This window comes from Cytobacillus solani, from assembly GCF_001420595.1.
GTDB lineage: Bacteria > Bacillota > Bacilli > Bacillales > Cytobacillaceae > Cytobacillus > Cytobacillus solani.
The window spans coordinates 1,585,756-1,598,773 of the sequence record NZ_LJIX01000006.1 but is presented as its reverse complement, the minus strand read 5'-3'; the positions used below and the strand labels follow the sequence as shown (position 1 = coordinate 1,598,773).

The 13,018-nt window shown below is 45.6% G+C and carries 19 protein-coding genes; 2 read left to right on the top strand and 17 right to left on the bottom strand.

Translation table 11 applies throughout. From position 1 onward, the window contains the following. Positions 1-2: 2 nt before the first annotated feature. From AN957_RS09770 to AN957_RS09700, 17 genes are all read right to left on the bottom strand, one after another. A complete protein-coding gene (locus AN957_RS09770; RefSeq protein ID WP_056683793.1) occupies positions 3-512 on the bottom strand; it encodes a hypothetical protein in 510 nt (169 codons plus the stop codon). Further along, complete coding sequence (locus AN957_RS09765; protein ID WP_056683790.1) at positions 512-1,054, bottom strand: RuvC family protein; 543 nt, start codon at positions 1,052-1,054, stop codon at positions 512-514. The genes AN957_RS09770 and AN957_RS09765 overlap by 1 nt, the downstream gene beginning before the upstream one ends. Further along, positions 1,054-2,067, bottom strand: a complete 1,014-nt coding sequence (locus AN957_RS09760; protein ID WP_056683787.1) for a hypothetical protein — start codon at positions 2,065-2,067, stop codon at positions 1,054-1,056. Before AN957_RS09760 ends, AN957_RS09765 begins: the two co-directional genes overlap by 1 nt. Continuing rightward, positions 2,064-2,477, bottom strand: coding sequence for a hypothetical protein (locus AN957_RS09755; protein ID WP_056683784.1), 414 nt, complete (start codon positions 2,475-2,477; stop codon positions 2,064-2,066). The genes AN957_RS09760 and AN957_RS09755 overlap by 4 nt, the downstream gene beginning before the upstream one ends. Next, positions 2,478-2,708 carry a hypothetical protein gene (locus AN957_RS09750; protein ID WP_056683781.1) on the bottom strand — a complete coding sequence of 77 codons (231 nt, stop codon included), beginning with the start codon at positions 2,706-2,708 and terminating at the stop codon, positions 2,478-2,480. It lies immediately after the preceding gene. After that, complete coding sequence (locus AN957_RS09745; protein WP_056683778.1) at positions 2,708-2,935, bottom strand: hypothetical protein; 228 nt, start codon at positions 2,933-2,935, stop codon at positions 2,708-2,710. Before AN957_RS09745 ends, AN957_RS09750 begins: the two co-directional genes overlap by 1 nt. Then, positions 2,932-5,202, bottom strand: coding sequence for a DNA polymerase (locus tag AN957_RS09740; RefSeq protein ID WP_082446523.1), 2,271 nt, complete (start codon positions 5,200-5,202; stop codon positions 2,932-2,934). Before AN957_RS09740 ends, AN957_RS09745 begins: the two co-directional genes overlap by 4 nt. Positions 5,203-5,221: 19 nt before the next feature. Continuing rightward, complete coding sequence (locus AN957_RS09735) at positions 5,222-5,644, bottom strand: hypothetical protein (RefSeq protein ID WP_056683772.1); 423 nt, start codon at positions 5,642-5,644, stop codon at positions 5,222-5,224. A gap of 15 nt (positions 5,645-5,659) precedes the next feature. Next, entirely contained in the window at positions 5,660-5,833 is a 174-nt protein-coding gene (locus AN957_RS29130) for a hypothetical protein (RefSeq protein ID WP_425388882.1), read from the bottom strand. After that, positions 5,826-7,241: a hypothetical protein gene (locus AN957_RS09730; protein ID WP_056683769.1), complete on the bottom strand. Its 1,416-nt coding sequence runs from the start codon at positions 7,239-7,241 to the stop codon at positions 5,826-5,828. The genes AN957_RS29130 and AN957_RS09730 overlap by 8 nt, the downstream gene beginning before the upstream one ends. Positions 7,242-7,315: 74 nt before the next feature. Next, positions 7,316-7,663: a hypothetical protein gene (locus AN957_RS09725; protein WP_056683766.1), complete on the bottom strand. Its 348-nt coding sequence runs from the start codon at positions 7,661-7,663 to the stop codon at positions 7,316-7,318. Then, on the bottom strand, positions 7,663-8,055 hold the full coding sequence (locus tag AN957_RS29125; RefSeq protein ID WP_425388941.1) for a group I intron-associated PD-(D/E)XK endonuclease: 393 nt from the start codon (positions 8,053-8,055) through the stop codon (positions 7,663-7,665). Before AN957_RS29125 ends, AN957_RS09725 begins: the two co-directional genes overlap by 1 nt. A 35-nt stretch (positions 8,056-8,090) precedes the next feature. Next, a complete protein-coding gene (locus AN957_RS09715; protein ID WP_056683760.1) occupies positions 8,091-8,831 on the bottom strand; it encodes a hypothetical protein in 741 nt (246 codons plus the stop codon). Positions 8,832-9,434: 603 nt separating this feature from the next. Then, on the bottom strand, positions 9,435-9,959 hold the full coding sequence (locus AN957_RS09710) for a hypothetical protein (RefSeq protein ID WP_056683757.1): 525 nt from the start codon (positions 9,957-9,959) through the stop codon (positions 9,435-9,437). Between the two features lie 313 nt (positions 9,960-10,272). After that, positions 10,273-10,917: a hypothetical protein gene (locus AN957_RS09705; RefSeq protein WP_056683754.1), complete on the bottom strand. Its 645-nt coding sequence runs from the start codon at positions 10,915-10,917 to the stop codon at positions 10,273-10,275. Between the two features lie 213 nt (positions 10,918-11,130). Next, positions 11,131-11,259, bottom strand: a complete 129-nt coding sequence (locus AN957_RS28805; RefSeq protein ID WP_281176494.1) for a hypothetical protein — start codon at positions 11,257-11,259, stop codon at positions 11,131-11,133. A gap of 13 nt (positions 11,260-11,272) precedes the next feature. Next, a complete protein-coding gene (locus AN957_RS09700) occupies positions 11,273-12,433 on the bottom strand; it encodes an AimR family lysis-lysogeny pheromone receptor (protein ID WP_056683751.1) in 1,161 nt (386 codons plus the stop codon). Positions 12,434-12,557: 124 nt separating this feature from the next. Between AN957_RS09700 and AN957_RS09695 the strand changes: the two genes are divergently transcribed. Continuing rightward, a complete protein-coding gene (locus AN957_RS09695) occupies positions 12,558-12,776 on the top strand; it encodes a helix-turn-helix domain-containing protein (RefSeq protein WP_056683747.1) in 219 nt (72 codons plus the stop codon). A gap of 37 nt (positions 12,777-12,813) precedes the next feature. After that, the gene (locus AN957_RS29120; protein ID WP_075209119.1) at positions 12,814-13,002 is read left to right on the top strand and encodes a helix-turn-helix transcriptional regulator; all 189 of its coding nucleotides are present in this window, start codon (positions 12,814-12,816) and stop codon (positions 13,000-13,002) included. Positions 13,003-13,018: the final 16 nt, after the last annotated feature.

Below are 13,018 nucleotides of genomic sequence, written 5' to 3'. Positions count from 1 at the left end.
CCTTATTCCAAGTCGATATTAAATTCGGTCGTTATCGTATTTTTTGGTACGTGAATCTCGTATGAGTAACTTCCGCTATATTCTCCGTACATAAAGCGCGCAAATGCGGAATTGAATCGATGTTTATAGGTCAGAATATACGGTTGGTCGTTTGCATCCTCTTTAATTTTCGACTTGCTAACTTTCGTCTTTTCAATCGATTTAAATCCTTCGACGTCCTCAATTACGTAGTAGTAATATTGCTCCTCGTCAACTGAACCGAATCCTAATGCAAAATTTCCATGTACTTCATTATTATCTTTGATTGCGTGAATTTCTTGTTTACTGGGTGTCGCCGGTGACGTATCGTAAACAAATGACGGTAAAATCCCTAATAGTAGTGTCAATAAACCGATCATAAATCCGAGCATCGCCGAGACAAACCATTCGCCGAAACTATCGGCGTGAATTTCAATCGCAAGTAATACCGCTGCGGCAGTTCCTACAATAACCGCCAAGATTATTAAACCCATCATACCGCCCCCTTAATTAGTCCTTCGTTAATTAAATACGCCAGTCCCACCGCACATGCATCCGATTCATCGTCCTTCGCGAACTCTCCCGCGTATCCCGTCAACTTTCGCACGGCTTCGGCTACTTCCGGCTTGTCTGCGTTCCCCTTACCGACTACCAACAACTTGACCTGCGACTGCGGCACGCCGAGCAACGTCTTTCTCCGCCCGTTCTTTTGCATATACGTATACTTGTCGAACTTGAAGCCGAACTTCTCGACAGCCCTTTCGCAACCACTCCACGCAGCCATGACCGGATAATTTTGTGCGCTCGATTGTCCGTGGAAATCTTCGCGAGTGATAAAATCGAAGCCTTTTTTCGCGTGATTGGCGAGGAATAGCGTCGCCCAACTTTCGACTATGTCAGCGCGCAGTCCGTGCGTTTGCGTTTTCGAGTCGGTCGTGATGTGCGACAGGTCGATGATGCGTGGGATGCCGCGAACAACTTCGATGATGGAGACTCCTGGCGCTGAAAGACTGGTGTCAAACGAGAGGATCCTCATCAGCCCGCCTCCTTTTCGCGCACCTCGCGAATGAACTCCAACGCATCATAATACTGATTCTTTTTCCATTGCGGTAAATTCGATCGCTGCGATCGTCTGACTTGCGCTTTAAGTAGTTCGAATTCATCGTCGCTAAAGCCCTTCGCAATCGCCGTCTTATAGTCGTTATATTTCCATCCGTCGAGGTCAATCGCTGGCGGCGTTTTAGTTCGCCACGCCTTCGTCACTCGCGCAAACTTGTCGAGCAATTCAATGCGTGCTTCTTTCGGGAAATATCGACCATACGCTTTGCTACGTCCGAAATCCCGTTCCCACTCCGCGCCGTACGTTAAGTGATAGAGAATGATCGTGTAGTCTAAGTCGTACATTTCGTTATATACATGCGTTTGCAATTCGTGGTCGAGCTTCGGCTTGTCTTGCTTTTTAAAATCCGTGTAGCTTTTTTGGAACGACTTCACTTCGAGCCCAACGCGCAACACTTCGCCATCATCCGTTATATAAAGAAGGATTCCGTCGGGCAGTCCGTTCAGTCCGAACTTTTCGCCATTATGTTCGACTTCGTGAATCTTTTTAACGAAGTGTTCAAACGCAGGCTCACCGCGCTCTGTTCGCTCAAATCGGAATCTCGGCGCTTTGCCGGTCAAGCGTTCGAAATGTCGTTCGGCCAGCATTACTTCGCGTTGAATATACGCACCTACTTGCGAACCCAACCCCGTCCAGTCACGTTGATTGCGATTAGGTGGGCGTCCGTCTTGTTTCGATCGCATCGCCTTTTCGTAAAGCTGGCGCTCATCCTTTCCTGCGCTGCTTGGCGCGAATGTTGGGCGTGGAGTGCCGTCAGGTGCCGTTTTCCAATTAAAGTAACCCCATTTCGATTGTTCGCGCAGCACTCGCGCATATTGTTCGTAAAATTCAGCGTCCATTGCGTCATCGTACGGCTGAGGGTATCGGTGAAACTCGTCGAGAAATTCGATAAAATCTTGCGCTATTCGCTCCGCTAGTAGTTGACTCAATTAATCGCCTCCTTTAACTGCGCAAGAACTGTGCGCAATTCAACCGCAAACTTATTCTTCGCGCCCTCACCGTACCAATAATCATCAACACCGAGACTACCTTCGTTCAAACGATGCTCTAGTACATCAATTGTCGTTTCTTCCGGCTCCCACTGTCCTTCAAGACCATAACAGGAACAGTGACTGCCGTTTACTTCATATAATTGGCTATCATTGCGAAATAGAACGAATGCGTCACCGGAGTAGTCCTCGTAGGTATAAAACGCGAGCATTATCTCAACGCCTTCAAGCGTTTGATCGTCTATTTCAAAATCTGATTTCAAATGAGCTAACGGTCCCGTTTCATCGCTGTTCCACGGCTGCTGCTGCGTATTTTCTTCCGCCCAATCACCTAGAAATATCGGTTTCATTTAATCTTCTCCTTTCGTCTGCTTGCGTGTGTTCCCGCCGCGAAATAACATGCCTACAACGGTGATTAATAGCGCTAATATAAACGCTTGATGGAATGTAATGTCAACGCCTAACACCGGTAAGCCAAAGTAGATTACAGCGCCGAACGCTCCGTAAATGATTGCGTCAAGTACGACCGCGAAAATAAACGCGAGTAGTACGTAAAGTAAGTCGAGTGTGAATTGTTTCATCAGACCGCCTCCTCTAAGATGCGCTTAATTTTCGATAAAACTCGGTAAGAACCACGCGTTTCGCCGTCCTCTTCCCCTAAGGAATAAGCGTCGTCGAAATTACCTCCGGACCAATCCATCGGGTCAAATCCCTCTTCAAATCTCTCGTCGATTTCGTCAATTTCCGAACTTAACTCGTCCAGCTTTTCTTCGATATATGTCTTTATTTTCGCTAACTTATCGCTCATTCCGATTCCTCCTTCGATTTAAACCACTCTTCAACCGGTATTCCTTCGCCCCATCTGCGCATAACTTCGATGTCTGTACCGTTCGGCACATCGTCGCCCCATCGGTACGAATTAAGCATGATGTTGCGAATGTCTTGCGCTTCTTCTCGCGTAAAGTCCTCCGGCACTTCGAAAATTAATTCGTCATGAACCGTAGCCCAAAGCGACCAGCCTGGCTTTTTTACGCAATATTCGTGCGCTCGAATCATCGTTACTTTCGTTTGAATTGACGACGAACCTTGTACGCGAGCATTCGTCGTTTGGCGTAGCGCCCTACCAATACGCGAGTTGTGCTTTTTCGCATCCTCATATTTCGGGTCGTTCCATTTGCCATACGGTATGTGCTTGCGTTTCAATTTCGCGTCAGGTACTCGGCGCTTTCTCGCTTGCTTGTCGGCCCAAACAAATCCGTGTTTCTTAGCGAATTCATCGTTCGCCGCTAACCACGCGGATAATTTCGGCATACTTCCGAATAATTCTCCCTTGAACTCGGTCGCCTCTTTCTTACTTACGCCGAGCATTTCTGCGAGCGAATAATCGCTCATTCCGTAGAGTGTCGCCAACCATACGACCTTCATTTGCTTACGCTCTTTTGTGTCGCTGCCGTCCGGATTTTTGTTAACTTCCTCGTACGGTCGCTTGTAAAAGTTCGACGCCATCATTGCGTACGGATCGCGTTCCTCTAGGAAAGCGTCGATTAAAACTGGCTCGCCTGACAAGTACGCTACGCAACGAATTTCCTGCGCTTTAAAGTCGGCGCCCACAAGGACTTTGCCTGGTGGCGCAACGAACATCGGACGCGCTTCCTGCGGTTGATTCTGCGCATTGAATCCTTGATCTGTCTTATCCTCTTCGTCCTTGCCGGAACTAAATCGCCCCGTAACGGTTCCCATCGGATTGAATCGTGAATGCCATCGCTTAGTCGTTGGATTCTGTTTCAACGGTAAAGCGTCGATATACGTGCTACTTAACTTCGTAATGTTTTTATATTCGAGCAGTTTCGCGATAACGTCATGCTCGCCTTTCAACGGTTTCAACGTTTTCTTAGCGTCCATGTTCGGAAGTTCTTTGCCGATTGCTTTCGATAATGCCGGTCGCATCTGTTGCGTTGAATTTAAGTTAATTAGATCTTCGCCGTCATGATACGGAGTAAGGGTCGCGATTAATTCGGCGCTTAATTCTTTCGCACGTTTATGCAACTGTTCTCCGTATTCTTTCGCGAAATCTAAGTCGAGGATATAGCCGTTTGCCTCCAAATCAACGATTACGTATAGCAACGGAACCTCGACCGACTGATAGTATTCGAGTATCGTAGGCATTTTCGCCATGTGTTCGCGTTGAAATTGATACAAACGCCACGTTAAATGCGTATCTTTCGCTGCGTAAACTAGCGCCAAGTCCAACGGCACTTCGCGAAATTGTGCATTCTTACCGAACAAGGCGTCGAAGGTATCGGATGCCACTCCGAGATACTTCGGCGCTAAATCCTTCAACTTGAACGAACCTACACCGCCCAATGCTCGGTCATTTTCGTTTTCATTAAGCAAATGCATCGACGTCATCGTGTCCCAAACAACGCCTTTTAGGTCGGAGCCGTGGCGCCTGAACATCGCAATATCGAACATCGCGTTATGCAAAACCTTGCCGATTGCTTCGTGTTGTAAAAACGGTCGCAACGTATTCAGTACGTACTCTAACGATAATTGCGGAGTTTCAGCCGAGTGGTCGACCGGAATATACACGTGCCTGTCCGCGTTCGGAAGGCTGAACGACATTCCGACAATTACGTCCGTGTAAACGTCAACGCCCGTCGTTTCCGTATCAACTGCGACAATATCCTCTGCCATCAAATGCGCCGATAAATCGACCAACTGTTCTCGCGTTAATATGAGTTCGTAATTGTCCGGTGTTTCCTCGACCATTCTGCGCAAAGTTTCCTCGCGTTGCCGTTCCGCAAGTTCCCTGTGCATTCGTAACGCTTCCGCTTTGCTAAACCTTTTCGAAGCATCGGCGGGGAACCTGCCTATCGTCCCCGCCTGCATCGCCGCTTTTACTTCGTATAACTTCGCTTGGTCTGCGTCGCTGTTCTTCATCGTCAGTATTCGCGCCCAAGCTTCCTCGATCGTTTCCGTCGCTGCCTTCTTGCGGTTGCCAGCCGCTTTGACACGCTCGGACGTTTCGGTATCACTCGTTGGATTTCGCAAATTTAACTGAATGTTTAGCGTCAAATCAATCGCCCCTTTCGCGTTACTCTATGCCGACGATTGCCTTCGCTTCTTCTAATGTTTCGCACAGCCATAGCGATTGTTCCTTGCGCTTGAACTCCGCTTTAACTGCGGCAATTTTCTTATCGGTGCCAGCAGCCTGTGCTTTCGCAAGCATTTCATTATATTGACTACGGGTATTCCCGTAATTGTAACCGTGGGTAATTTTATAATAGCCACCGGTTTTAGGCGTGATAAATTCGTTAAGTTCCTCGATTCGTTTCTCCATCGCAACAATTTCGGTTACGTACTCCTTAATACCTAACTCGGAGCTAACAATCAACTCCGCCTTCCCATGCGAAAGTTGCTCTTTCTTGATTTCCGCAATTGCTGCCGCCTCTTGCTCCTTTAGAATTTCCGTAAGCGCCTTGACGCGTTGTGCGCCGAGTAAATTTAATTGAGCCATTCGCTATCCCTCCGATTATTCTATTAGATTTAATTTCGCGTAAAACGCCAGCACTGCGCCCTCTCCTGCCCCAACCGCCCATTCTCGCCAGCATTGCGAGTCGCAGAACGTCAGCTCCGCATGGTCGTCGTAAAGGTGCGGTTTGTTGGGCGAAAGATCGCCGGAACAGTTTGCGCAAGTGTTACTCACCAGATTGCTCCGTTAGGTCGAAACGTTGTTCAACTGGCGTAATTAGCGTTAGGTTCTTCGTGCGTTCCGTAGTTGTTCCATACCTTATAACGTGAAGATGCTTGAACTTGACCGTCGACCCCTCTTGCGCGCTTGAAATTTCGCCAAAGTAAATCGAACCGTCCGATGTGATAAGTTTTGCAATATCGCCCGCCTTGAACTCGTTAGGCCTGCGTCCGATTGCGGCCCAGCGTGAGAGTTCGGCTTGCTCGGCGCGATGCTGCTCGACTTCTTCCTCGCTTAACTTTTCGAGGTCTTTTGCGACATAATATCCGTCGGCGTCCTCGTCGTCTAATGGAACGACCAGATGTTCTCCGTCAGAATCAATTTTCGTTATTTTGCCGATTGTCCCTGACGATAACTTTCCGTATATGCTTGCGGTTAGTGTTCGGACATAGTCGCCAACTTGTAACGTAGCTTTGGCTTTCGCCACTTCTTCGTCTGTTGCTTTTACGATATGGTCCGCTTTTGCCCATCGTATCTTTCCGTTTACTAATGATTTCATTCGGTAAGGTATGTCGGTACTATCTTTTCCGACGATTTCTACGATTGTATCTTTCGGGATAGTCCCAGCATTCTGCACCGTGTCATCGTTAACAACCTTCGCATAATCTCCGACTTGTAACGGCTTCTCCGTCGCAACCGGCGCGACCTGCGGTTCGTAAACCTTAACGTTGGCTGGCGTGCGGTTAAAGTCTTCGCGATATATGATAACCCTGCTAGTTGAAGCCATTCCGTCGTTATACCCAGTAACTTCGTAAGGTACGCCGTTACGTACATATCTACTCGTATTCTCCGTAAACACCACGACATCGCCCGGCTGTGCTTTGCGGTCAACTAACGTGTAGGTTGCGCCGTTGTGCGTTAAGGTTTCCGTAGGAGTTGCGCCAACCTTTTCGTAAACTTCTACGCCATCATGCTTCGGATTTTTTACCCGTTCGTCGTTTTCGTCATCGTCAAAATAAACGTAGTCGCCTCTAACCCTCGTAATTTCGTAGTACTTGCCCGCAGTTAAATCCGTGTCGTCATCGACGAACTCCTGCAAAAACTTTACGAAGTCGCCCGCTTTCGGCTCGCGGTCGGTCACAAGTGCGTAAGGGGCTGCGTTGACTTTGCGGAAAATAAAGCAATCGTAGAGGATATTCATATGAAGCGCGCCAACATCGTCATATACACTTCCTTGCTCTGTAACTTCGTAATAGTTCCCGGCAGGTGCGTCCGCCTTATCCGTCTTATTAAGCAGAATGTCGCACGGTTTTATAGAGCCTCGTCCGCCGTCCACTTTCGCGTAAACCTCTCCGTTATACTCAACTTTCGTGACTTCGCCGTTCGTCATGTCCAACGTTTTAACACCTTGTAATTTAGCCAATTAACATCGCTCCATTTCGTGCCTTTTCGGCTGTAATATTTTCCGTTGACCTTCCGACAGAAATCAACGAAGGCTTATTCCGTCTTAAATTCAATTGTTGCGATATTCTTGATGATTAAATGAACCGGCTGCGTTAGAGTAATAGTCATCGGCTGGTCGGCGTCAGTTACTTTTCGGTAAGGAACGAAATCCCGATCATTAGTATCTCGTTCTCTATCGTCACTGTCATCGTCTATTACAGTAAAATCATCGTAACTATTGACTTGGATAACTTCGTAAAAACCACCGGCAGCGTTGACGCCTAGATCCTCGTTATCTAGGACGATATCTCCCGTTTGAATTGGGTGACTAGCCTTTGCGTAAATTACTCCGTTATATTCGATTTGTTTGTCCGATAATTTCTTTACATTTAATCTCGCCATTAATTATCCGCCCCGCTTTCGATTGTTTTAAGTGATTCGATGCCCGTCGATAAACGCGTCCACTTCGTATCTATCAAGTCGACACCGACCCAATACTCGGTTATTTCTCGGTTCTCAAACATAAATACTTCGCCGTTTAACACAGCGATAAACAAGTCGCAGTCGCTTATTTCGTAAGGCTTGCCGTTATTCTTCCGTGCATTGCAGACTACTTGATCTTTACGATCGTCGCGAACCCGTGCGCTTTTGATTTGAATGCGTCGCCACTCCGTAGTGCCTGGCGCCCTTGCCACGAGGTCGAACGGCTCGGGAGCGATAGGCTCCGCGACCGACCAACCGTTAGCAAGTAGCGCAGTTTGTGCGAGTAGTTCGGAATGGCGACCTTTGGTTATCGTTTCATGTGCGATAATTACCGTCCCCTTTCCGCTTAGAAGTCGTAATTTTGCCCGCCTTGTTGCGTTTGGTCTGCGTCGGCTTGCACGCCTAACACGCTCTTATCGACAGCACCTTCGTCCGCAGCTTGTAAAATTTCAATGATGTCGGCTTCTTCGCGGAAGTTAGCGAGATCAGCGAAGCCAAAGTCGAATCCGAGGAACGTTTTCGCTTCTTCGATAACCGCGTCGTCCAGTTCCGCCGATTCCAACGCGTAAGTCTTATCGGACTGCTTAATGAACACAGCGTCGCCAACGAGCGAATAGTCCTTGTTGAACTTTTTCGCAGGCTTTTCGGCTTTGTCGTAGTCAGCGATTAAATTGTTCGCGTGAAACTCGGCGACATCGATAACGCGAAATGTCTTGTATTGCGGGTCGTATACCGGAATCATGAAGAACATTTTTCGCTTGGCGCCCGCTTTGCACGAGATACACTCCGCCTTGCCCGGCTTGAAGTATGCGAGAATGTCATCGTCAGCCGCTTTCGGCGAATGTAAACACGTATGCTTGCGGAACTTGTGATGCGTCTTGCCGTCGAACACTTTGTCCTCATGCACGAAATACACGTACCAATCGTCAGGTTGCGCGAGAATAACAAACGTGCGTCCGTCGGCGTTTACCTCGCCGTGTTTACCCATGCGGACGTAACGTGTCACTCCGTCAGGAAATTCCGAATCCCCTTTCGACGCCTGATCGCGTTGTTGCTCACGCTGTTTTAAAATGTCGCGAATACTCATTCAATCGACTCCTTTTCGTTTTCTTCGAACGCCGGATTGTTCCCGCGCCCGCTACACCGCCAAACTCTGCGCAGTAACCTCGATAATCAGCCCTGCATTTCTCGGTCGCGGGGAAAATTACCGAAGTAGTTTGACGATGTAGCCGGCGCAGGCTGACCGCCTAACAGCTTGTGTTAGCCCATTGCCAGTCAGTCCGCACAGCCGAGCGTTGTAACGGGTCCGAACGTAGTCCCTTGTCGGCACAAGTGGCGCGTATAGTTGCGCCAAAAACCACGACCGTTTACGCCCGTCGCAAAACGCGAATATCTACAATCGAAACTAAAACGGCGGCTTACGTAACTGCGCTGCGTTTTAGCGACAACTTTACTTAACGACTGTCTTCACGTTCTCCGGCGGGCGCCGGCTTATTTCGCCGCCTTCGCCCAGCTATTTCCGTAAAATGCTACGTACATTGCTTCGATTTGCTTGCGTCGCTTGTTGCGTTTGATTGCGTTTATATCGACGACCTGCGCCTTCTTACTCATTCCGTTTCACCTGCCGCTCTCCACGTGGTTATTACGCAAAGGACGAAGGCGAGCGATGAGAATGCGATTAATAGTTCGTTCATAGGTACGCAGCAGCTCCTCTCGCATATCGCGTTAACTCGCGCTTAAGTTCGTGTGCTTCTTCCGGTAGTTCATTAACCCGTTCCTCGACCGCTTTGATTCGTCCTTTTATCGCGAGTTTTTTCGGCAAGGAGCGAGTACGTTTTAAACAGTCGTTCAGATACTCGATTTCTTCTATTAATTCGTCAACGAACGTTTGTATCGATTCTATTTGTTGCGAAATAGTGTCGTTAACTCTCGCTAATTCCTCGGCGATTACTCGAGTTACCGCATCCCTATACCTTTTGCGGTCACTTTTCCTCGGCGGTATAACGCTTTTAACGACGTCAGCCTTTATCGCTAGAAAGAAGGATGCTCCGCGAAAACTATAAACTCGGGATTCATTGCCGTCATCATCAACGCCTACTCCGCAATACATAGCTTTTGATAGCATGTTTTCCACCCACTGCTCAGGCGTTTGGTTTCCTATTTTAAATCGCTCTTTAATCCGCTGTTTAGCGTGACCGCTTAACGTTACTTTCATCCGAGCCGCACCGCCTTTATAATAGGTAGTAAGTCGGCGATTGGTTGCGATTGGCTGGCGTCGTAGTTCCGGACGCCGTCGTGCTTCAATCGGTCAACTTTTCGCTCAAATGCGGTTTTATTTTCCGTGATTGGGGCATAATATTTATTAACAGCGCAATTTTGGCGCATAACCATCGACCTCCACTTGCTAAATTTGTCGAATTGCGTTAATATTACAGTTGTATTAATCGCTATACGAAAAAGCGTATAACGTTTATAATGAGAACGAGGGAATAGGGCGCAATGCCTAAGGGTCCTATTCCGCTCATATATTAAAGCGCAACTAAATAGTCTTGGTGAGAACCAAACTGTTTGGAATCGAATTTGCCCGCCAGGCGTTCGAATTTGCGTTTGACTGTCCGTTTATCTATTCCGAGTTGTGTTGCTACGAATTTTTCGAGCTTCATCGGTCTGCCAACCGAATTACTCGGCTCATAGGTGAGTGCGATCTGGACTATTGCCGTAGTCTCAGATTCGCCATCGGATAGGAAATGGTCGATCAGTGCCAACTGGTCGGCCTTTCTCTTTGCCAGGACATCTTCTTCTAAATTATAGTTCGAAGCGATATCGTACTCCTTGCCGTCCTCTTCGCCAAAATCAGACGACAAGTCATTGAAAAACATTTCGTGGTCATGCAGCGACTTTCTATCGCGTATCATCCTCGCTCTCGCTCTCTTTACGCAAAACTGGAAAAAGTTTCGGAAATCTCCGACTGGATTCCATTTGTTTATGCAATGTAAGAGTGTGTCCTCGTAAAGAGCTATGACGTCCTCCTGTGATACTCCCATTGACTTTGCGATTTTAGAACTTGCGTATTTGATGCCGGACAATAATTCGTTGTAAATGTCCTCAAATACTAGATCACATCCATTGTCTTGGAATTTGATTACTAAACTATTTAATTGTTGTTCTCTCAAGTTATTTACCTCCATTTTTTCTTATACTAGATATAATCCAAGTGACTTTAATTTCGAACATGTTTTTTGAAAAAAGTTTTATTGAATTTATCTGATAATTAAATTGTACTAAATTACCAAGGTTTTATTTGGAAACGTACATGATTTGGACAAGGTAAAAATGTGTACTTCTGTAAACAAAAAAAGACACCCGATTTGGGTGCCTTCGCTTGTCTATTTCGTGAATATAAATCCGCCGCGAGGAAGATCGGCGACATTAACTCCTCCACCCACAGATACAAACAGTACTAAACTAACTAAGACTACTCCGATACTAGCGATGATTTTCTTTTTGATATTCATTGACTAATTCCTCCTAATTTATAAATTGTGTGTAAAGCATTTCCGCCATTGTGCGCATATTAGTATTTGACGATCTACGAAGTTGATTTAGAGGGAATTGCGCGAAAAAATTATCTCCTATTTTCAGAAATTGCGTTAGTGATTTAAAAAGAGCTTCTTCGTTTTCTTCAGCCATTCCTTTATAATACAGCCGATACATTGTCTCTCCGGAATCTTCTATTAACTTATTTATTATTTTTTTCGATTTTTGCTTATCCCCCCATTTCGCTTCATAATGCGCAATTTCCGAAAGGTCTTTTGTTTCCTCGTCGTATTTCACTCCAAAATGCGCTTTGATCAACGGAACGGCGCTTCTTTCCAGGTCGTTAGCGTACTTATCGTGCCCAGCTACTCTATAGGTGTCAATTGCTTTTTTTGTGTATTGTAAGCAAATTTCGTAGCTCTCGAACATGTTAGAAACACCTATTAGATATAATGCGTTCGCTTTGAATAACGGACATATATTTTGATAAATATTTTTCTTTGCGTATTGTCTAGCCTTATTTACATCTGATTTTACGTATAACAAATTTTTACTCATCAAGTCATTCAACCTACAACTAAAGGCTTCATATAGGAAATCTTTAGTGTTGCCAATATGGTCTTTTATCTCAAATAATAATCTAGACATTTCATGTAAGTAAGATGAATTATCCGCTACTATTCTATAAAATATATTAGCCTCTACTAGCTTCAAAAGGATTTCAAGCTCTTTGTCAGAACCTGATATTCCGCGAATTTTTTTAAGTGTTTTTAAGTGGTCGGTAGGATTTCTTTCGTACTCGGAAATAATTGAATAGACCTTTGCCCACTTTTTGGCACTTTTGTTGTCCCATTTACTTACTTTTGTCCTTATGTATTTATCAAGGTCATCGAGTTTATTTTTAAGTAGCATAAATTCCATAGCTGCTTTCATATTATTAGGTAACTCAAAAGAATAAGACCACCTAATTAATGTGTCATCGTCGAATAAAATATTGCAAATTAAATATAAATTTAAAAAATTCGTTTCATGATTGCGCTTAAGAATACGTCTTATTGTTGCTTCTGCAACGCCTGACATTTCTGAAAGGGTTTTTATATTGATTTTCGTTTCGAATGTGTCTAATTGGGACTCAATATCGTTTGCAATCATACAAAAACCTCATTTCTTTATTTAATCCGCTGCATTCTTGTGATATACTCATTTTTGTAGTTAGCTAGATTATACTCAAAATGTTTACAAATGTAAACATTTTTGATTTCGGAGGTGAATAAAATTGTTAAATTATAGACCACTTAAAGAAACTTTAAAACAGAAAGGTTTAGTTCTTAGTGATTTGCGGGACACTATCGGTCTTAACTCCAGAACACAAGCTATTATTAGTAGAAATGAACCGGTTAGTCTGGCTACAATACATAAAATTTGTACACACTTAAACGTGCCTATCGAAAAAGTAATTGAATTAGAATTAGGAGATATGAATACCGAGGAATAAAACGAGGTGAGATACGACGCCACAAGTCGGAAAGTGTCTGCTTCGAGAGCGCCGATTAGCGCAAGGATTAACGCAGCAACAATTATCCGAGCGTTCAAACGTCGACAAAGGGTTAATTGGCGATTATGAAAATAAGCGATACATAATGAAAGTGACAACCGCAAAAGTCTTCGCGGACATACTCCATTGTTCCATCGAAGACCTTTACGAATGGCACTACGACTAACTCTCGAATGTCAGAA